Source organism: Comamonas sp. UBA7840 (assembly GCF_002501455.1).
Lineage (GTDB): Bacteria > Pseudomonadota > Gammaproteobacteria > Burkholderiales > Burkholderiaceae_C > Comamonas > Comamonas jiangduensis.
On record NZ_DLTI01000027.1, the window covers coordinates 119,328 to 139,006 of the forward strand.

General features: G+C 60.1%; 15 protein-coding genes. 10 read left to right on the forward strand and 5 right to left on the reverse strand.

Going from position 1 to position 19,679, the window contains the following annotated elements; all coding sequences use genetic code 11:
- Positions 1 to 51: 51 nt before the first annotated feature.
- The 5 genes from B3R00_RS11105 to B3R00_RS11125 form a co-directional block, all read right to left on the reverse strand.
- A complete protein-coding gene (locus B3R00_RS11105; RefSeq protein ID WP_286999063.1) occupies positions 52 to 1,263 on the reverse strand; it encodes an ABC transporter substrate-binding protein in 1,212 nt (403 codons plus the stop codon).
- Positions 1,264 to 1,402: 139 nt separating this feature from the next.
- On the reverse strand, positions 1,403 to 2,560 hold the full coding sequence (gene mltB / locus B3R00_RS11110) for a lytic murein transglycosylase B (protein WP_286999064.1): 1,158 nt from the start codon (positions 2,558 to 2,560) through the stop codon (positions 1,403 to 1,405).
- Positions 2,557 to 4,584 (reverse strand): transglutaminase TgpA family protein, encoded by a 2,028-nt coding sequence (locus B3R00_RS11115; RefSeq protein ID WP_286999065.1) that lies wholly within the window; start codon positions 4,582 to 4,584, stop codon positions 2,557 to 2,559. The genes mltB and B3R00_RS11115 overlap by 4 nt, the downstream gene beginning before the upstream one ends.
- A gap of 75 nt (positions 4,585 to 4,659) precedes the next feature.
- The gene (locus tag B3R00_RS11120) at positions 4,660 to 5,679 is read right to left on the reverse strand and encodes a DUF58 domain-containing protein (RefSeq protein ID WP_286999066.1); all 1,020 of its coding nucleotides are present in this window, start codon (positions 5,677 to 5,679) and stop codon (positions 4,660 to 4,662) included.
- Positions 5,679 to 6,596: an AAA family ATPase gene (locus B3R00_RS11125; protein WP_286999067.1), complete on the reverse strand. Its 918-nt coding sequence runs from the start codon at positions 6,594 to 6,596 to the stop codon at positions 5,679 to 5,681. Before B3R00_RS11125 ends, B3R00_RS11120 begins: the two co-directional genes overlap by 1 nt.
- Positions 6,597 to 6,639: 43 nt before the next feature.
- On the opposite strand from B3R00_RS11125, the gene B3R00_RS11130 reads away from it, so the two are divergent.
- From B3R00_RS11130 to B3R00_RS11175, 10 genes are all read left to right on the forward strand, one after another.
- Complete coding sequence (locus tag B3R00_RS11130) at positions 6,640 to 7,593, forward strand: histone deacetylase family protein (RefSeq protein WP_257469217.1); 954 nt, start codon at positions 6,640 to 6,642, stop codon at positions 7,591 to 7,593.
- 3 nt (positions 7,594 to 7,596) lie between these two features.
- Positions 7,597 to 8,373: an enoyl-CoA hydratase gene (locus tag B3R00_RS11135; protein WP_286999068.1), complete on the forward strand. Its 777-nt coding sequence runs from the start codon at positions 7,597 to 7,599 to the stop codon at positions 8,371 to 8,373.
- 81 nt (positions 8,374 to 8,454) lie between these two features.
- Positions 8,455 to 9,771 (forward strand): mechanosensitive ion channel family protein, encoded by a 1,317-nt coding sequence (locus B3R00_RS11140; protein ID WP_286999069.1) that lies wholly within the window; start codon positions 8,455 to 8,457, stop codon positions 9,769 to 9,771.
- Positions 9,772 to 9,957: 186 nt separating this feature from the next.
- Positions 9,958 to 10,707 (forward strand): electron transfer flavoprotein subunit beta/FixA family protein, encoded by a 750-nt coding sequence (locus B3R00_RS11145; protein ID WP_286999070.1) that lies wholly within the window; start codon positions 9,958 to 9,960, stop codon positions 10,705 to 10,707.
- Between the two features lie 154 nt (positions 10,708 to 10,861).
- Positions 10,862 to 11,794, forward strand: coding sequence for an electron transfer flavoprotein subunit alpha/FixB family protein (locus B3R00_RS11150; RefSeq protein WP_286999071.1), 933 nt, complete (start codon positions 10,862 to 10,864; stop codon positions 11,792 to 11,794).
- Positions 11,795 to 11,893: 99 nt separating this feature from the next.
- Positions 11,894 to 13,042, forward strand: a complete 1,149-nt coding sequence (locus tag B3R00_RS11155; protein WP_286999072.1) for an ABC transporter substrate-binding protein — start codon at positions 11,894 to 11,896, stop codon at positions 13,040 to 13,042.
- A 65-nt stretch (positions 13,043 to 13,107) separates the two neighbouring features.
- Positions 13,108 to 14,898, forward strand: a complete 1,791-nt coding sequence (locus B3R00_RS11160; RefSeq protein ID WP_286999073.1) for an acyl-CoA dehydrogenase C-terminal domain-containing protein — start codon at positions 13,108 to 13,110, stop codon at positions 14,896 to 14,898.
- A gap of 138 nt (positions 14,899 to 15,036) precedes the next feature.
- Positions 15,037 to 15,996 carry an NAD(P)H-dependent flavin oxidoreductase gene (locus B3R00_RS11165; protein WP_286999074.1) on the forward strand — a complete coding sequence of 320 codons (960 nt, stop codon included), beginning with the start codon at positions 15,037 to 15,039 and terminating at the stop codon, positions 15,994 to 15,996.
- Positions 15,997 to 16,230: 234 nt separating this feature from the next.
- On the forward strand, positions 16,231 to 17,934 hold the full coding sequence (gene cydD, locus B3R00_RS11170; RefSeq protein WP_286999075.1) for a thiol reductant ABC exporter subunit CydD: 1,704 nt from the start codon (positions 16,231 to 16,233) through the stop codon (positions 17,932 to 17,934).
- Positions 17,931 to 19,622, forward strand: a complete 1,692-nt coding sequence (locus B3R00_RS11175; protein WP_286999076.1) for an amino acid ABC transporter ATP-binding/permease protein — start codon at positions 17,931 to 17,933, stop codon at positions 19,620 to 19,622. The genes cydD and B3R00_RS11175 overlap by 4 nt, the downstream gene beginning before the upstream one ends.
- Positions 19,623 to 19,679 lie beyond the last annotated feature (57 nt).

Below are 19,679 nucleotides of genomic sequence, written 5' to 3' on the forward strand. Positions count from 1 at the left end.
GGCGGTGCTGCCGCTCCAGTGGGCGCCCGCTTCAAGCGCGGGGTGAGAGACTTATTTCCAGTACTGGCACTTGCTCTCTTCCTTGGTGGTCCACACTTCGGCGGCAGGCAGCTTCTTGACAATCTTGTAGTAGTCCCAAGTGCCTTTGGATTCGGCGGGGGATTTCACTTCCATCAGGTACATGTCATGGGCGTAGCGGCCGTCGGGACGGATTACGCCTTCACCAAAGAAGTCTTTGATGGGCTTGGACTTCCACTCCGCCATTACCTTGTCGGCCTCCAGCGTGCCGGCACGCTGCACGGCCTGCAGCCAAGTCATGGTGGCAGAGTAGTCGGCGGCCTGGATTTCGCTGGGGCGGCGCTTGGTCTTGGCCATGAACTTGTCGGCAAAGGCGCGGCTTTCGGCATTCATGTCCCAGTACCAAGGGGCGGTGAACTGCATGCCCTCGGTGTTCTTCACGCCCAGGCTGTGGATGTCGCTGAAGAAGACCAGCAGGCCGGCCAGCTTCATGTTCTTGGTGATGCCGAATTCCTTGGCGGCCTTGATGGAGTTGACGGTGTCACCACCGGCATTGGCCAGGCCCAGAATCTGGGCCTTGGAGTTTTGCGCCTGGAGCATGAAGCTGGAGAAATCGCTGGCGTTCAGCGGTGTCTTGACGGCGCCCAGCACCTTGCCGCCGCTCGCCTGCACGACTTTGGTGGTGTCGGCTTCCAGCGCGTGGCCGAACGCGTAGTCGGCAGTCAGAAAGAACCAGCTTTTGCCGCCCGCTTCCACCACCGCCTTGCCTGTGCCCTTGGCTAGAGCCACGGTGTCGAAGGCGTAGTGCACGGTATAGGGACTGCATTGCTCGTTGGTCAGGGCGGAGCTGCCAGCGCCGTTGTCCACAAAAATGCGTTTCTTTTCTTGTGCCACCTTGGCCATGGCCAGGGCCGTGGCGCTGTTAGTGCCACCAAACACCAGGCTGATGTCCTGTTGGTCGATCCACTCGCGGGCTTTGCCGGCGGCAATGTCGGCCTTGTTCTGGTGGTCGGCTGTCATCAGTTCAATGGGCTTGCCCAGCACCTTGCCGCCAAAGTCATCAATCGCCATCTGGATGGCGGTGGCACCGTGTTTGCCTTCTACGTCGGCATACAGGCTGGACATGTCGGTAATAAAACCGATTTTGACTTTGTCTGGCTCTTTGAATTGGGCCTGGGCGGCACTGCTGAACAGGCCCAAAGTGCACAAAGTGGCGGTCAAAGGCCAAAGACTCCAACGCTGCATACCTATCTCCTTAAATGGGGGAAGGCATAAGCGTGCGCTTGTCACGCGCCCGTGGCTACTAGGAGCATCCCACTGAGGGATTGCGCGCATAGTGCAGGTTTGCCCGCTGTGCGCAGGCCTGCAACTGTGGCTGCAACGCTCAGGGGGCGCTGGTGGTACGGGGCTCGGACGAAGGCGAGGTGAGGGGCACCATGACCGGCAAGGCAATCGCTGGTACGCCGCCGCTGCGTGCTGCGGCCACTTCCTGGCCCAGATCGTGCACAGCGGTGGCGTAGTAACTGGACCAGTTATAGCGGGTGATGGTGTAGAAATTCTGCGTACCAACGATGTAGCTGGGCGGTGCGTCGCCGTTTTTCAGCTCAATCAGGGCCAGCAGGCCGTTGTGCTGGATGCCATCTTCGGGCAGCACCCCCAAGCTGGCCATTTGGGCCGGTGTAAAACTGGGCAGGATATCGGGTGCCAGCAGCGTAGGCAGATCCAGGGTGTCAGTGTTGAACAGCGCGGGGTACCACACGGGCTGGCCTGTCACCCAGCCGTGGGCCTTGAAGTAATTGGCCACGGAACCAATCGCATCCGCTTGGCTGTTGAACAGGTCAATGCGGCCATCGCCATCAAAATCTACCGCCCATTTTGCCCAGCTGCTGGGCATGAACTGGCCCAGCCCCATCGCACCGGCATAGCTGCCGCGCGGGCCTGTGGTGGCGGTGCCTGCCTGGTGCATCATGAGCAGGAACTGCTCAAGCTCGCCGCGAAAGTAGCGCTGGCGCTCGGCAGCGCGGGGATGGGCGGTCGGGAAGTCAAACGCCAGCGTCGCCAAGCTGTCGAGCACGCGCAGGTTGCCCATGTTTTGGCCGTAGATGGTCTCCACCCCGATGATGCCCACGATCATGGCGGCAGGCACGCCAAACTGTGCTTCTGCGCGGGCCAGCGTGTCGGCATGGCTGTCCCAAAAACGTACGCCTGCTTTGATGCGGATGGGGTCAATAAAACGGCGGCGGTAGTCCGCCCAGTCGCGTGCCGTGGTACTTGTTTTGGGGGGCGGTGTCATCAGCCTAGGCACTTGCGCAAGAAACCGGGCCTGTGCCAGCTGGGCTTGTACCCAGCTGAGATCCAAGCCATTGCGCTCCGCCACCTCCTGCGCCCATTGCTGCGCATCGGCGCGCTGGTCGTAGGCTGTAGGCGCTTGCGCCGCACGCTTGGTGGCTGCGGCGGGGGTATTTTGAGCCTGTGCAGGAAGGTGGGTGGCACCAGCAGTAGCCAGGGTCAAAAAAAACAACGGGGAGAGCAGGCGTTTCATGGAGTGCGGGGTCTGGGCCAAATCAAAGCGCGGTAGCTGCGGCGCAAAGCTGCCAGAGACGGGGTCTGGGCGCTATGCGGTGCATAGCGCCATTGTTCCATCTGTAGCAGCCACTGTTGCAGCGGCCGGGATTCATCCCCCCATTGTGCTTGGGCAGCTTGGGCCAGGCCGCGTGGACCCAGATGGCTGGCATGGGTAATGCCAGCTTGCAGCAGCTGTTGGCGCGCTTGGCCCATCAGGCGCAACCAAGGGTCGGCCATGCGTTGTACGCGCCAGCGTTGCACGCTAAAACCTAGCAGCAGCGTGAGGGCAATGGTGCACAGCCAGGCGGCAATGTGGGTGAACTTCCAGTGCTCCAACCCCAGGTTGCTCAGCAGATTGTTTTGGTTGCTGCGCGAGTAGTTGAGAACCCAGTCATTCCAGCGGTGGTTGACTGCTTCCCAGTTGGCACGCAGCCGCTGCAGCACAGCGGGACCAATGACGTTGTCCACGGTGCTTTCTAGCAAAGTGCTGGGTGCTGCCAGGCGCTGCAGCTGCTCGGTGCGGCTGGGGGCGACGGCAGCGGTGGGGTCAATGCGCATCCAGCCTTCGTTGGGTAGCCATACTTCGGTCCAGGCGTGGGCATCGCTTTGGCGTACCGTCCATAGGCCATCTACCGGGTTGCGCTCTCCCCCTTGGTAGCCGGTGACGATGCGGGCCGGAATGCCGGCAGCCCGCATGAGCACCACAAAGGCCGAGGCAATATGCTCGCAAAAGCCTTGTTGGCGATCAAACCAGAATTCATCCGCCGTATGCGCACTGGTGCTGACGCCGGGCTGCAAGGTGTAGGTGTAGCCGCCATTCGCCAGGTGTGCCAGCGCCGCTTGGATGATGGCGGTGTCGTCATCGCCATGCTGCGCGCGCAGCTCCTGTGCCCATGTGGCGGTGCGTGGGTTGAGGGCCTGGGGCAACTGCAGGTGCCGATTGCGTTGGTAGCTCGAGAGCTGTTGCCCATAGGCATAGTGCAGATAGGCTTGCCCCTGGTAGCGCAACACCTCGGTGATGGGGCGTGTGGTGAGCCACTGCAAATCGGTGGTGGGCAGCAGTCGCCGGACGGCCGCTTCGGGCTGGGCCACGGTGGCGTCCAAGGTCAGCAGCCAGCGTTGCTGATGCGGCTCCAGTGTGATTTCGTAGCCCGTGGCATTGCCCAGCCCGCTGGCGGGCAGCGTGCTATTGGGCGCCAGCGTGGTTTGCCAAGCATCGGTGCTGCTGCTCCAGTGGCGGCCATCAAAATGGCTGAGTACGGGCCCCCTAAAGTACAGCAAGCGCTGCGGGGGCGGTTGCTGGCCGGGGGTATCAAAGCGCACACGCAGTGCCACGCTGCGGTTTTGCGCCAACTCAGCCACTTGGCCCACCGTCATATCGTTGGAAAGCCCGGTGCTGCCTTGGTTGGGCTGTACAGGCAGGCCCCACAACGGCGCAAAGCGTGGAAAGCTGAGAAACAACACCAGCATGATGGGGGCGCCCAGCAGCATGAGCAGGCCAGAGGTGCGCAGCAACTGGCGCAGGCTGGGGTAGCCTGCGGGCATGTGTGCGTTGACCAATGCTGCAAGCAGCCCCCACACCGCCAGCAGCATGGCGACGGCCATGGACAGCGATTGAGACTGCAAAAACAAGGTCAGCAGCGTGAAAAATCCCAGAAAGAAAATCACCATGGCATCGCGGCGTGCCCGCATTTCCAGGGTTTTGAGCACCAGCAGCAGCACAACCAGCACCACACCAGCTTCTGGTCCAACAATCGAGCGAAATTGCAGCACTGTGGCACCAATCGCAAGTGCCAGCAGCGCGGCCAGCAGCCATTTGCCGGGCAAGTTTTGACCTTGGCGCGCCATCCACAAACGCCATGCCAGCATGCACAGCGCCAGCGCACTGGCCCATGCCGGTAAATACGCCACTTGGGGCAACAGGACCAAGGCGACGGAGCCCAGTATCAGCAAGGTGTCCCGGGTTTCGCGGGGCAGAACAGGTGCGGTGTTTGCTTGCATATTTAATAGCTGCTAGCGCATATACAGCAAGCGCTAGAGGCATTTTTTACTGATATTGCCAATGTGGTGCTGGGTTTAGTCATGGAACGCGCCTTTTCCATCCACCGCCAGCGCAGCCAGGCAGGCATGCAAATGCGCATCGCCGCTGCTGGGTGCAATCTCTAGGCCGCTGGGCAGTTGCAGCCCCCACTGCCACTGCTGCTCGTGGGCATGCAAAACCCAGGCGGTCAGTCGCGCAATTTGCGCCTCGGTGTCCTGTAAACCGGTGGCCTTGGCTTGCAGCCACAGTCGCTGGTGGTGCTGTGCATAGCTGTTGCGCACCACCAAGTCACCGCTGCCTGCTGCCAGTGCCGTGGCGGCTTTTTTCCAGACCACGCTGCGCAGTGCATCGCCACGCTGGTAGCTGCGCACGCCGTCGTGGTCGGTGCTGTTTGCGCTGCGGGGCAGGGGGGAGCCTGGTTCAGAGGTCTCGTTGTAATGAATGGGCGGCAGCGGCACTTCAGCGGCGGGATACACCAGCACCCGGCCATCGGGCTGCCAATAGCTCCACAGGCGAAAGACGCCAAGCGGAAAACGGCTTTCAATCACCACACGTGGCACGCGATGCCAGCCGCGCAGGTGCGGCACGCTGCCCAGTTCAACGGTAGTGATAGAGCCAGCTTCAACATCGGTATGCACCCATGCCAGCTTGCCTTGCGAGCGGTTCATGGCCAGCGACACGCCGTGGCGGTGGTACAAGCCGTGGGCGGCGTGCAGCAAGACCGGAACCGTAGCCCGCTCCCCTTGGAATGCGGGTTGTAAAGGCCCCAGGCGCAATGCCAGGCCTCGCAGGTTGCGGTGCCCCATCCACAAGCTGGCCAGCGCGCTGCCTGCTATCAAAAATGTGAGGGCATAGCCCAAATTGAGCTGGAAGTTGATACTGGCAATCAGCAGCACCAGCAGAGTGATTGCCAGCACGCACCCGGCTGAGGAGGGCAGTACATAGATATTGCGCTGGCGCAGCAGGTGCTGGGCGCTGGCTTGCTGGCGGCGCGTGACCCAGTTGTGCAGGGCTTGCCGCCACTTGCTGCGGGTAGGGCGGTGGCTATCTGGCATCAGGGAATGGCCACCGCATCCAGCATGGCACGCACTTGCTCCGGGGTGCCGCGGCCAGAGCGTGCCAAAGCATGCAGGCGGTGTGCCATGGTTTGCACAAAAATGGCTTGCACATCGTCTGGCGAGACATAATCGCGCCCCGCTATCAAGGCGTTGGCTTTGGCAGCACGCAGCAAGGCAATGCCTGCGCGCGGAGAGAGCCCTTGTACAAACCACTGCCCGTTGCGCGTGGCTTCCAGCAAGTCCTGGATGTAGTGCAGCAAAGGATCTGCGGCATGAATGTGGAGCACGGCTTGCTGCAGCTCGAAAAGCTCTTGCGCAGAAATTTGGGCCACCAGCGCATCGGCGTGTTCGCGGTGCCCATGGTGGCGCAGCAGTTGCAACTCTGCGTTGCGATCCGGATAGCCCAAGCTGATGCGCATCAAGAAACGGTCAAGTTGGCTTTCTGGCAGCGGGTATGTGCCGAGTTGTTCTTGGGGGTTTTGCGTTGCAATCACAAAAAACGGCTGGGGCAAGGCATGGGTTTTTCCTTCCACCGAGACTTGTTTTTCCTCCATGGCTTCCAGCAAAGCGCTTTGTGTTTTGGGGCTGGCGCGGTTGATTTCGTCGGCCAGCAGCACCTGTGTGAAGACCGGGCCGGGGTGGAATACGAAGTTTTCACTGGAGCGTTCATAAATGGAGACGCCGGTGAGGTCGCTAGGCATCAGGTCGGAAGTGAATTGCACGCGCGAGAACTTCAGGCCAAAACCGTGTGCCAAAGCATGGGCCAACGTGGTTTTGCCCACGCCTGGAACATCCTCAATCAGCAAGTGCCCGCCCGCCAATAGGCAGGCAACGCAGTCTTGTACTTGCTGTTTTTTACCAACGATCACCGTGTTAAGCTGATCCAAAAGAAACCGGATTTTGTGCAAATTCATGTGCAAAACGTATCCGAAAACAAAGAAGTTAGGGGACAGGAAAGTGGGCAAGACTGGCTATTTTTCTCACCGTTCGTGCCGACAGCATGAAATGGGGCCCGGACACCCAGAGTGTCCGCAGCGCTTAGATGCTATTGAAGACCGCTTGCTCATGACAGGGGTCTTGGATGGATTGGAGCGAATTGATGCACCTCAAGCTGCCTTGAGCGATGTCGAGCTAGCCCATGATCGCATGCATGTGGCGGCGTTGCGAGGTTTGACGGATCGCTTGGTGGAAGAACAGGCCGCCGGCGGCCCCGAGTACACCCAGCTGGATACCGACACTTCCATCAACGCCCACACCTTCAATGCGGCGCTGCACGCGGTGGGCGCGGCGGTGGCCGCCACCGATGCTGTGATTGATGGCAGTTTGGAAAATGCTTTTTGTGCGATTCGCCCCCCTGGGCACCACGCAACACGTGACAAAGCCATGGGTTTTTGCTTTTTCAACAATGTAGCGATTGCTGCACTGCATGCTTTGGACAGGCGCAACCTCAAGCGGGTAGCCATCGTTGATTTTGATGTGCACCACGGCAATGGCACCGAAGACATATTGGCTGGCGATGAACGTGTGCTGATGGTGAGCTTTTTTCAACATCCGTTCTACCCATTCAGTGGAGACAAAGAGCCCGCAGCCAATATGCTCAATATTCCGGTAGCGGCCTATACCAAGGGGATGGATATCCGCGAACTGGTGGAGATGATGTGGATTCCGCGCCTGGAAGCATTCAAGCCAGAAATGATTTTTGTCAGTGCAGGTTTTGATGCCCACCGCGATGACGATATGGGACAGCTCAACCTGACGGAAAACGACTACATCTGGTTGACCGAGCGGATCAAAGACGTGGCACGGCGCTTTAGCAAAGGGCGTGTGGTTTCTTGCCTGGAAGGTGGCTACATGATGGGGCCGCTGGCTCGCAGCGTGGAAGCACATTTGCGCGTTTTAGCGGATATCTAAACCATGAGTGATTTGTTGCTGCAAACCCGTGACGCGCGAGGCGTAGTCACGTTGACATTGAATGATGCGCCGCGTTTTAACGCTTTGGGCAGCGCCATGTTGCAGGCCTTGCAAGATGCGCTCGATGACATTGCGCAGGACGCCAGCGTGCGTGTCGTGGTGCTGGCTGCGAATGGCAAAGCATTTTGTGCCGGGCACAACTTGAAAGACATGGCGGCGCAGCCACAGCTGGCCTACTACCAAACGCTGTTTGCACAATGCTCGCGCATGATGCTCAGCATTGCCAAGTTGCCTGTGCCGGTGATTGCGCGGGTGCATGGCATGGCCACTGCAGCAGGCTGTCAGCTGGTGGCGCAGTGTGATTTGGCAGTCGCCAGTACCCAGGCCTGTTTTGCCACCAGCGGCATCAACTACGGCTTGTTTTGTGCAACGCCCAGCGTGCCTTTGGTGCGCAACGTGCCGTTCAAGCAGGCGATGGAAATGCTCCTGACAGGAGACTTTATAGACGCAGCAACGGCACAAGCGCAGGGCCTGGTCAACCGTGCAGTGGCTCCAGAAGCACTAGATATCCATGTCGAGCAGTTGGTGCAATCGATTGTGCAAAAGCCTGCAACCGCCGTGCGCATGGGTAAGGCTTTGCTGTATCGGCAGCGAGAGATGGGCTTGGAGGCAGCGTATGTGCTGGCGGGCGAAACCATGGCTTGCAACATGATGGATGCTGATGCCCAGGAGGGCGCACAAGCCTTTGCGCACAAACGGTCACCATCTTGGCGCAGCTAAGGCGCAGCGGCAAAGTCTTACAGGCTGACAGGTAATGTGCACCGGGGGCATTAGGTGCGATTGCTCAACTAAATATAGGCCATGGATATTTTTGACAAGCTCATCGATGACTTCAACAACTCCAGCGCTTGGCTGGAGTTTGTTATCGTCGTGGGCGGTTTGTTACTGGCCTATGTTGGTGTGCGCTGGTGGGGGGCAAACCTGAAAGATAAGGGGCGTGCATCGGCGATTTGGTTTGGTCATCGTCCTGTGAGCGGTGCCATGTTTCCCTTGCTAGCACTGCTGCTGATCTATAGCGCGCAATTGGTGGTGACCCATTACATGCCTGTTTTTTGGCTGCGGGTGGCGGTGTCGCTGCTGTTTTCTTTGGCAATTATTCGCTTTGTTGCACGGGTCTTGAGCAAGACATTTCCGCAGTCCACCAGCATGCGCTTGCTGGAAAAGGTTTTTTCGTGGGCAGTGTGGGGTGTAGCTGTATTGCAGACATTGGGGCTACTCCCCGCAGTTACGGGGCAGCTTGAGTCCATCAACTTGACCCTTGGAAAAACACAAATCAACTTGCTGAGCCTGATTGAGGGTGTGTTGTCTGCAGGGTTGACGATGGTGTTTGTGCTGTGGATAGCCAGCCTGTTTGAGCAGCATGTCATCAATCGCTGGGTCAGTGATTTGTCGATGCGCAAGGTGGGGATGAACATCACCAAAGTGGTGCTGCTTACCGTGGGCTTGCTGATCTCGCTGTCATGGGTGGGGGTGGACTTGACCGCGCTGTCTGTGATGGGCGGTGCTGTGGGCGTTGGCTTGGGTTTTGGGATGCAAAAAATCGCATCCAACTATGTCAGTGGCTTTCTGGTGTTGCTGGAGCGGGCATTGCGTATTGGCGACAACGTGCGGGTAGACGGCTTTGAAGGTCGCATCACCGATATCAAAACGCGTTTTACCGTGATTCGAGCCAGCAATGGGCGTGAGGCCATTGTTCCCAATGAGACGTTGATCACCCAGCGTGTGGAAAACCTCTCGCAATCCGATCGGCAGTTTTTGCTCAGTACCACCATCGTCGTGGGTATGGACAGCGATGAGGCGTTGGTGAGTGACATTTTGCTGGGCGCAGCGAGTCGCCAGCCCCGTGTGTTGAGCAACCCCGCGCCCTCCGTTCAGTTGGTTGACTTTGTAGAGCATGGTTTGCAATTCACGCTGAGTTACTACATCAATGATCCCCAAAATGGGCAGGGCAATATACGGTCGCAGGTGAATTTGGCATTGCTGCAAAGTTTGCGAGAGGCAGGCGTGAGCTTGCCCGTGCCCAAACAAATCGTGCAATTTCTGCCCCATCCAGATGGCGCTACGGCCTCAGCGGCTGTGCCTGCAGCTGCTTTGAGTTCGCCTAGGGAAAGCACTTAGTTTGTGCAAATTGCATCGCTATCTGGGGCGATGCATGCATAAAATGGAACGATCGTTCTTTTTAGTGCGACTGTCTGCGTAAGGAATGCTGGAAGGCATTGCTGCAACGCCGCATAGAATGCTCGTTGATTTACGTTTACGTCAATTCAAACAATCTGCAATCACACCGATCCAAGGAGCAGCAGCATGAAGGTATTGGTCCCAGTCAAGCGCGTGGTGGACTACAACGTCAAGGTTCGCGTCAAATCCGATGGCACAGGCGTAGACATCGCCAACGTCAAGATGAGCATGAACCCGTTTGACGAAATCGCGGTGGAAGAAGCCGTGCGCCTCAAAGAAAAAGGCGTGGTCACTGAAGTGATCGCCATCTCCTGCGGCGTGACCCAGTGCCAGGAAACCCTGCGCACGGCCATGGCCATTGGCGCCGACCGCGCCATCCTGGTGGAGACCGACGCCGAGCTGCAGCCCCTGGCCGTGGCCAAGCTGCTCAAAGCCTTGGTAGACAAAGAGCAACCTGGTCTGGTGATTCTGGGCAAGCAAGCCATTGACGGCGACAACAACCAGACAGGCCAGATGCTGGCTGCGCTGGCTGATTTGCCCCAAGCCACCTTCGCCTCCAAGGTGGAAGTGGCTGGCGACAAGGTGAATGTGACGCGTGAAGTGGACGGTGGCCTGGAAACTCTGGCCCTGAGCACCCCCGCCATCATCACCACCGACTTGCGCCTGAACGAGCCCCGCTACGTCACCTTGCCCAACATCATGAAGGCCAAGAAAAAGCAGCTGGATGTGGTCAAGCCCGAAGACTTGGGCGTGGATGTCGCTCCCCGTATCAAGACCTTGAAGGTGGCCGAGCCCGCCAAGCGCGGCGCCGGCGTCAAAGTCCCTGACGTTGCCACTTTGGTGGACAAACTGAAGAACGAAGCGAAAGTTATCTAACCCCCTGAGCCGCTGCGCGTCTTCCCCCAAGGGGGACGACAGCCTCGCGTCGGGGCGGCCCTGGCTCGCTGTCTCTAACTTTGAGACGTGCGGGTTTTGAAGGCCGCGCCCCGTGCGCAGACTTCGCAAGAACGTAAAGAATTTTGGAGTTGATATGACTTCTCTCGTAATCGCTGAACACGACAACGCCTCCATCAAGGGCGCCACCCTCAACACCGTAACCGCAGCCAAGGCCTGCGGCGGTGACGTGCACGTGCTCGTCGCTGGTGAGAACGCCGCAGCGGCCGCCCAGGCGGCTGCCCAGATCGCCGGTGTGTCCAAAGTGATCCACGCCGATGGCGCCAGCCTCAAAGACGGTCTGGCCGAGAACATTGCCGCCCAAGTGCTGGCGATTGCTGGCAACTACAGCCACATCCTGTTCCCCGCCACCGCCAGCGGTAAAAACGCGGCTCCTCGCGTGGCTGCCAAGCTGGACGTGGGCCAGATCAGCGATATCACCGCCGTGATCGCCGCCGACACCTTCGAGCGCCCCATCTACGCGGGCAACGCGATTGCCACCGTGCAAAGCGCTGACGCTACCAAGGTCATCACCGTGCGCGGTACCGGCTTTGACGCTGCAGCGGCCACCGGTGGCTCTGCGACAGTGGAAGCTGCAGCCGCTGTGGCCGACTCTGGCAAGAGCGCCTTCGTGGGCCGTGAAGTGACCAAGAGCGACCGCCCCGAGCTGACTGCCGCCAAGATCATCGTCTCTGGTGGCCGAGCCCTGGGCAGCGCCGAGAAGTTCAACGAAGTCATCACCCCCCTGGCCGACAAGCTGGGCGCCGCCATCGGTGCCAGCCGTGCCGCGGTGGATGCGGGCTACGCCCCCAACGACTTGCAGGTGGGCCAGACCGGCAAGATCGTGGCGCCCCAGCTGTACATCGCTGCCGGTATCTCGGGTGCCATCCAGCACTTGGCGGGTATGAAGGACTCCAAGGTGATCGTGGCGATCAACAAGGACCCCGAGGCGCCGATCTTCTCGGTGGCGGACTATGGTCTGGAAGCGGATTTGTTTACCGCGGTGCCTGAGTTGGTGCAAGCGCTGTAAATGGCAGAAGAAAAAGGAGGGGTGTGCCCCTCCTTTTTGCATCCGGGGGGATGCAGGGTGAGAGTGTCTACAACAACAAGCTGTGAGTAGTGAGGGAGCATGACAAACAAGCGAATACGTTCACTCCAGAAACTAGGGTTGGCGCTGTCATTGGCCGTGGGTGCGTGCGCAGCACATGCGGACTGGGTCATTGGGCAGGTTGCGCCATTGACCGGTGCAGCCTCTGTGCAAGGCAAGGCTTATGCGCAAGGCATGAACTTGTACTTTGCCCAAGTCAATCGGGCTGGCGGAGTGCAAGGCGAGCGCGTGCGCCTCGTCAGTCTGGATGACCGGGGCAGCCCTGAAGACACCCTCAAACAGACACAGCGTTTGCTGCAAGAGAGCAAGCCGGTTGCGCTGGCGGGCTACTTCGGCAATCGCAATTTGCAAGCATTGCTGGACAGCAAGCTGCTGGACCAAGCCCAAATCAGTTTGGTGGGTTTTCACAGCACCGACAGCCGGGTGCTGAAAGCGCCGCAGCTCTTTAGCACCCGTGCTGTGCTGATGGATGAAATTGAAAAAATTGCCAAGCATCTGGCAACTTTGGGGCTGACCCGTCTGGCGCTGGTGTACGACGAGCGCCAAGCGCCAGAAGCACAGGCGCTAGAAGATGCGGTGGCACAGGTGGTGGCTGCGCAAGGTGCCAAGCTGCTGACCAGCGGCGTGCTGAAAACAGGCAAGGCGGCCCAAGAGGCCGTGGTGGATCAGCTGCAAAAGACGGCGCCTTCGGTGCAGGCGGTGATTGTGGTCGCCGCAAGCCCCATGACGGCTGCGTTTGTGGAGTCTTATCGCCTAGAGGGCGGTGCTGCGCAGATTTACGCAACCTCCAGTGCTGACATTGAGCAGCTTGCGGTTCGCCTGCACCCCGAAGTGATGCGCGGGGTGTCGATTGCCCAAGTGGTGCCCAATCCCTATCGCGCCAATAACCGCTTGAACAAAGAGTTTCGTGACCTGGTTGCCAAGCAGCCCAAAGCCGAAGACATCACCGTTAGCTACGCGATGATGGAAGGCTATGTGAACGCCAAGGTGCTGGTGGAGGCCATGCGCCGCACACAGCCGCTGAACAGTGAGCGCCTGGCAGACAGCCTGCGTGGTTTGAATGCTTTCGATCTGGGCGGGTATTGGGTGACATTCCGCCCAGGCTCGCAATCGGGCTCCAAGTTTGTGGACTTGAGCATTGTGAATGCGCAAGGCAAGGTTACCCAATAAAGAGATAGCTGCTTACGCAGATTGCATAAGGCTTTAGGCCTGTTTTTATATATAAGAGAGACGATATGAGCTATACCGCACCGATCAAAGACATGTTGTTTGCCATGGAGCACTTGGCCAACCTCGAGCAAGTGGCGCAGATTCCCGGTTTTGAAGATGCTGGTCTGGAAACCGCGCAGGCGGTGCTGGAGGAAAGTGCGAAGCTGTGCGAAAGCGTGGTGGAGCCTTTGAACATTGCGGGCGATACCCAACCCTCTAGCTTTGAAGGCGGCCAAGTCACGACCACGCCCGGTTTTAAAGAGGCTTACCAGCAGTTCATGGAAGGCGGCTGGCAAGGTCTGCAGCATCCGGCCGATTTTGGCGGGCAAGGCTTGCCAAAAACGATTGGCGCGGCGTGTGTCGAGATGCTCAATGCCTCCAACATCAGCTTTGCGCTGTGCCCGCTGCTGACCGATGGCGCCATCGAAGCCCTGCTGACGGCGGGCAGCGATGAACTGAAAGCCACCTACCTGGAGAAGCTGATCACCGGCGAGTGGACAGGCTCTATGAATCTGACTGAGCCCCAAGCGGGCTCCGACCTGGCCTTGGTCCGTACCAAAGCAGAGCCACAGCCTGACGGTACCTACAAGGTGTTTGGCACCAAAATTTTCATCACCTACGGTGAGCACGACATGGCCGACAACATCGTCCACCTGGTGCTGGCCCGTGTGGTGGGCGCGCCTGAGGGCGTCAAGGGCATCAGCCTGTTTGTGGTGCCCAAGTTCCTGGTCAACGCCGATGGCAGCCTGGGCGCGCGCAACGATGTGCATTGCGTCTCCATCGAACACAAGATGGGCATCAAGGCCTCGCCCACGGCGGTGCTGCAGTACGGTGACAACGGCGGTGCCATCGGCTATCTGGTGGGTGAGGAAAACCGTGGTCTGGAATACATGTTCATCATGATGAACGCCGCGCGCTATGGTGTGGGCATGCAAGGTATTGGCGTGTCTGACCGTGCCTACCAGCGTGCCGTGCAGTATGCGCGTGACCGGGTGCAAAGCCGCCCGGTGGACGGCAGCGTGGCGGGCAGTGCAGCCATCATTCACCACCCCGATGTGCGCCGCATGTTGATGACGATGCGCGCCATCACCGAAGGTTGCCGCGCCATGGCCACCACGGCAGCGGCAGCGTACGACGCAGCCCACCACCACCCTGACGCCGAAGTGCGCAAGGCCAATGCCGAGTTTTATGAATTCATGGTGCCACTGGTCAAGGGCTACAGCACCGAGTCCAGCCTGGAAGTGACCAGCCTGGGCGTGCAAGTGCATGGCGGCATGGGCTTTATCGAAGAAACCGGTGCGGCGCAGTACTACCGGGACGCCAAGATTTTGACCATTTACGAAGGTACCACCGCCATTCAGGCCAATGACTTGGTCGGCCGTAAAACGGCGCGTGACGGTGGCAAGAACGCCAAAGACATTGCTGCCCAGATCGCCAAGACCGAAGAACAGCTGCTGGCCAGCGGCACTGCTGCCGCACAAGCCATGGCGCTGCGCCTGAAAAATGCCCGTGAAGCCTTTTTGGACGTGGTGGACTTTGTGGTTGGCAAAGCCAAGGCATCGCCCAACGCGGTGTATGCGGGCAGCGTGCCGTATTTGATGCTCACGGGCAATCTGGTGGCTGGCTGGCAGATGGGCCGTGCCTTGCTGGTGGCGCAAGACAAAGCAGCCAAGGGCGAGGATGTGGCCTTCATGCAGGCCAAAGTGGTGACGGCGCAGTTCTATGCCGAGCACATCCTGACCCGTACCACCAGTTTGCGCGACAGCATTCTGGCGGGCGGGGAAAGCACCTGTGCTTTGGCGCTGGATGCTTTCTGACGCGAAAGTGACTGCTGCCAGCGCCCGTTGCGAAGAACATGGGCGCAGACATTTAAGATAAAAAGGTGAGCTGCTAGCGCTTTATCCTCAAGCGCTAGCAGCCATTTTCTTATGCAAACTGAAAACGGAGACTTCTGCATGTCCAAAATTCCTGCCGTGCTGCAAAACTTGGCTTTGCCGGTGATTGGCTCGCCTTTGTTCATCATCAGCAACCCCAAGCTGGTCATTGCCCAGTGCAAGGCGGGCATTGTGGGCTCGATGCCTGCACTCAATGCACGCCCGGCTGAGTTGCTGGACGACTGGCTGGCAGAAATTACGGAAGCGCTGGCAGCCCACAACCAGGCGCACCCTGAAGCACCGGCGGCGCCTTTTGCCATCAACCAAATCGTGCACAAAAGCAACGATCGCCTGGAGCATGACTTGGAGGTATGCGCCAAGTACAAGGTGCCACTGGTCATCACCAGCCTGGGCGCCCGTGAAGACGTGAACCAGGCGGTGCACAGCTGGGGCGGCGTGGTGATGCACGACATCATCAACAACAAGTTTGCCCACAAGGCGATTGAAAAAGGCGCGGATGGCTTGATCGCCGTGGCCGCAGGCGCTGGCGGGCACGCGGGGGTGAAAAGCCCGTTTGCACTGATTCAGGAAATCCGCCAATGGTTTGACGGCCCGCTGGCGCTGTCGGGCTCCATTGCTTCCGGCGGTGCCATCTTGGCGGCGCAGGCCATGGGAGCAGACTTTGCCTATATCGGTTCCGCCTTCATTGCCACCGACGAAGCACGTGCCGCTGAAGCGTACAAGCAAGCCATCGTGGACTGCAATTCGGACGATGTGGTGTATTCCAACCTGTTCACCGGCGTGCACGGCAACTACCTGGCGCCATCCATTCGTGCCGCCGGCCTGGACCCTGACAACCTGCCGGTGTCGGACCCCAGCGCCATGAACTTTGGCTCGGGCCGCACCAAGGCGTGGAAAGACATCTGGGGCTGTGGTCAAGGCATTGGCAGCATCGACAAAATTCAACCTGCGGCTGAGCTTGTGGCGCGTTTCAAGCGCGAATACCAAGAGGCGCGCCAGCGTCTGCTGCACGCGGCGTAACGGCTGCGCTCCCTGTACGGAACGGCCCTTGTGGCCGTTTTTTTATGCGTGGAAGTCCGGGGTGTGACATCCACGCTTGGAGCATGGATAAGCCAAAACACTGGCTTTCTGAAAGATGCTGGAGTGCAATCACACCACAGTGTTTCACTGGGGTATGAACCATGGTGGCATCTCGACCTTGTCGAAGTGCCTAGCATTTGCACAAATTTCAGTAAATACTGAAAATCAGAAAACATGCAAAGCTTTGATACGCCTCAGACAGTACGTGCTGCCAAACCACATCCGCGGCGCCCCCAGCCCGGAACTTGGTGGCTGGTGCTGTCGTCTTTGCTGTGGCTACCACAGGCGGCAGTGATTGCGTGGGCGGTGCAATGTTTTGCGAATGCTCAGGCTTTGCAGTATCTGTGGCTGCAAGTGCTGGCAGTGGCGGCTTTGGGCGTGCTGCGTGCGGTGTGCGAAGGCTTGGGCACACGCATCACCTACCAGCATGCACGTGCCCAAGTGAGTCAGTTGCGCAGCCAGGCTTTGCAAGCGGTGGTGCAAACCTCACCGCTGGATCGCCAGCGTGCTCCATCGGGTTGGGCTGCCAGCGCCTTGGCCGAGCAGGCCGAAGCCATCGTGCCTTGGCTCTCACGCTATCAGCCGGCCCAGTGGCGCGTGATGGTGGTGGCGCCCGTGATTGCGTTGGCGGTAGCGACCCAGTCGTGGCTGGCTGCGTTGATTCTGGTGTGCGCCGCGCCTTTGATTCCCTTGTTTATGGCGATTGTGGGCTGGCGGGCCCAAGCTGCCAGCGAATCGCAGATGGTGGAGCTAGGGCAGATGAATGCCTTTTTGCTGGACCGGCTGCGGGGCCTGAGTACCCTGCGTGCGCTGCATGCCGTGCCGCAAACGGCGCAGCGCTTGCGCACCCATGCCGAGTCGCTGCGCACACGCACCATGCGTGTGCTGCGCATCGCCTTTCTTTCTTCTGCGGTGCTGGAGCTGTTTTCGGCTTTGGGCGTGGCCATGGTGGCCATGTACATCGGTTTCCATCTGCTGGGCAATCTGCCTTTTGGGGCTTGGGGCAAGCCGCTGAGTTTGGGCCAAGCCCTTTGGGTGCTGATGCTGGCCCCCAGTTTTTTTGACCCGCTGCGTGAGTTGTCTGCCGTGTGGCATGACCGTGCGGCAGGCCAGGCCGCCATGCAAGGTTTGCAGGCTTTGGGGCAGCAACGCCTGCCTTTGCCTGCAGCGTTGGCCACACACGAAGCCGATGTGCCGAATGCGCCTGCTGCGCAAGCGCTCGGGGCGATGGCCGTGCAGGCGCAACAGCTGGAAATCGCGGTCGATGGGCAAGCTGCTTTGGTGCCACTGGATATGCATATCCACGCGGGAGAGCATGTGGCGGTATGGGCACCCAGCGGTGCGGGCAAGTCGGTGCTGCTGGCCCAGCTGGCAGGTTTGCTGCCAGTCGCTGCCGATCAGCTGCAGCTGGATGGGCAGCCGGTTGCTGAAGCCCGTTGGCCTGCATTGCGCGCCCGCATGGCATGGATGGGGCAGCAAGCCCATATCTTTGCCGGCAGCGTGCAGCGCAATGTGGCGCTGGGGCGCGAAGGTGTGCAGCCCCAGGATATTGCGCGGGCTTTGGGGCAAGCGGGCCTCAGTACCGCCTTGGCGCAGCGGCAAGGCAGCAGTTTGGGAGAAGGTGGGCAAGGCCTGTCAGGCGGCGAAGCCGTGCGGCTGGCCTTGGCGCGCATGGCTTTGCACCAGCAGGCCGGCCTGTGGCTGGTGGACGAGCCAACCGCACATCTTGATCCTGCAACCGCACAGCAAGTCATGCACCAGCTGCGCACCTTGGCGCAGGGCAAGACCTTGGTGGTGGCTACCCATGACCCCGCCTTGGCGGCCATGATGGATCGCACCATTCACCTGGCACCTGCAGTGCAGGAGGCATTCGCATGATGCAGCACACCCGTTTGCGCGATATGGCACGCATGCTCCGCCATATGGCTCCGCGGCGCTGGTGGTGGGGCGGAGCGCTGATGGCCGCGCTGACGGTGCTGATGGGCATGGCGCTGCTAGGTTTATCGGGCTGGTTCATTGCAGCCACCGCCATCGCAGGCTTGGTGCCAGCCACGGCGTTGGTGTTCGATGTGTTCATGCCTTCGGCGGGCATTCGCTTGTTGGCCATGGGGCGCACGGCTTCGCGCTACGGCGAGCGGGTAGTGACGCATGAGACCACCTTGGCCGTACTGGCTGCGCTGCGCGAAAAACTGTTTATCGGCTGGGCAGCGCCCGGTGCAGCCCGTTTGCTGCAACTGCGCCCAGCCCGCCTGCTACAGCGCTTGACCGCCGATGTGGATGCGCTCGACAGCCTCTATTTGCGCTTGATGGTTCCCGTGGTGGCCGCAGCAGGGGCCGCCTTGCTGGCGGGCGTGGTACTGGGAGCGTTGCAGTGGTGGCTAGGTTTGGCTGTGCTGGCGTGGTTGTTACTGGCAGGCATGGGCTTGGCCCTGTGGCTGACACGGCGCAGCACACGGCCTGCCGTACAGCGTGCCTTGGCGCTGGAGCGCTTGCGCGCGCAGGCGGTGGATGCCGTGGCTGGCCAAACCGATTTGCTGATGGCCGGGAGGCTGGCCGCGCAATGCACGCACATTGCGCAATCCGATGCCCGCGTGGCACAGGCCGACCACGCGCTCAACCGTTTGGATGCGCAAGCTGCAGCAGGTTTTGCCATCGCTGGCGCTTTGACCTTGGCGGGCGTGCTGGCAGGCGCGGGGTATTTGGTGGATGCCGGTGTCATCGGCGCACCCGGTGCTGCGTTGGCGCTGCTGGTGGCGCTGACTGCCATGGAACCTTTCAATGCCTTGCGCCGTGGTGCCCTGGAAGCAGGCCGTACCCGTTTGGCTGCACGCCGCTTGGGGGCACGCATGGGCAGTGGGCGAGTGGATGCGGCGCTGCCTGCCCCGGCAGGGGATGCCGCTTTTGTGCTGGACAACGCAGCGGTACAGCATGCTGACAGCGCAGTCCCTGCCTTGCAGTCTGTGGATTTGCATATTCAAAAAGCAGAGCGCGTAGCGCTTGTCGGAGCTAGCGGAGCGGGCAAATCGACCGTCATGGCCGTGCTGGCAGGCGAGCAGCCCCTCAGCCATGGCTGCGTGCAGGCGGTGCCCAGCGTGTGGCTGACCCAGCGGGTGGCCTTGTTCCAAGACAGCGTGCGCGACAACTTGCGGCTTGCCGCGCCCCACGTCGACGATAGTGCGCTGTGGGGCGCTTTGGAAGACGCGGGCTTGGCAGCCGATGTGCGCGCCATGCCACAGGGGCTAGACAGCAGTTTGGGCGAGGGCGGTCTGGGCCTGTCGGGCGGGCAGGCACGCCGCTTGGGTCTGGCGCGCTTGCTTTTGGCGCAGCAGCCGGCCTGGTTGCTGGACGAGCCGACCGAAGGGCTGGATGCCGCCACGGCACGCGATGTATTGCAGCGACTGCAGGCTCGGGCACAGCAGCACACGGTGGTGCTGTGTACCCACCTGCAGCGCGAGGCGGCGCTGGCCGACCGTTTGATTTGGCTCAATGGCGGTGTCGTACAAGCCGAGGCACGCCGTGGAGAACCTGCTTTTGCAGCGCTGATTGCGCGCTTGCGACCGGATTGATGCTGTCCGGATCAGTGTTTTTAATTGACGGGCAACCTTGGAAATTGCCCGCACATT

Coding starts and splice junctions, on each gene's coding strand:
- B3R00_RS11105 (WP_286999063.1), bottom strand. CDS start 1,263: ATGCAGCGTTGGAGTCTTTGGCCTTTGACCGCCACTTTGTGCACTTTG.
- mltB (WP_286999064.1), bottom strand. CDS start 2,560: ATGAAACGCCTGCTCTCCCCGTTGTTTTTTTTGACCCTGGCTACTGCT.
- B3R00_RS11115 (WP_286999065.1), bottom strand. CDS start 4,584: ATGCAAGCAAACACCGCACCTGTTCTGCCCCGCGAAACCCGGGACACC.
- B3R00_RS11120 (WP_286999066.1), bottom strand. CDS start 5,679: ATGCCAGATAGCCACCGCCCTACCCGCAGCAAGTGGCGGCAAGCCCTG.
- B3R00_RS11125 (WP_286999067.1), bottom strand. CDS start 6,596: ATGAATTTGCACAAAATCCGGTTTCTTTTGGATCAGCTTAACACGGTG.
- B3R00_RS11135 (WP_286999068.1), top strand. CDS start 7,597: ATGAGTGATTTGTTGCTGCAAACCCGTGACGCGCGAGGCGTAGTCACG.
- B3R00_RS11140 (WP_286999069.1), top strand. CDS start 8,455: ATGGATATTTTTGACAAGCTCATCGATGACTTCAACAACTCCAGCGCT.
- B3R00_RS11145 (WP_286999070.1), top strand. CDS start 9,958: ATGAAGGTATTGGTCCCAGTCAAGCGCGTGGTGGACTACAACGTCAAG.
- B3R00_RS11150 (WP_286999071.1), top strand. CDS start 10,862: ATGACTTCTCTCGTAATCGCTGAACACGACAACGCCTCCATCAAGGGC.
- B3R00_RS11155 (WP_286999072.1), top strand. CDS start 11,894: ATGACAAACAAGCGAATACGTTCACTCCAGAAACTAGGGTTGGCGCTG.
- B3R00_RS11160 (WP_286999073.1), top strand. CDS start 13,108: ATGAGCTATACCGCACCGATCAAAGACATGTTGTTTGCCATGGAGCAC.
- B3R00_RS11165 (WP_286999074.1), top strand. CDS start 15,037: ATGTCCAAAATTCCTGCCGTGCTGCAAAACTTGGCTTTGCCGGTGATT.
- cydD (WP_286999075.1), top strand. CDS start 16,231: ATGCAAAGCTTTGATACGCCTCAGACAGTACGTGCTGCCAAACCACAT.
- B3R00_RS11175 (WP_286999076.1), top strand. CDS start 17,931: ATGATGCAGCACACCCGTTTGCGCGATATGGCACGCATGCTCCGCCAT.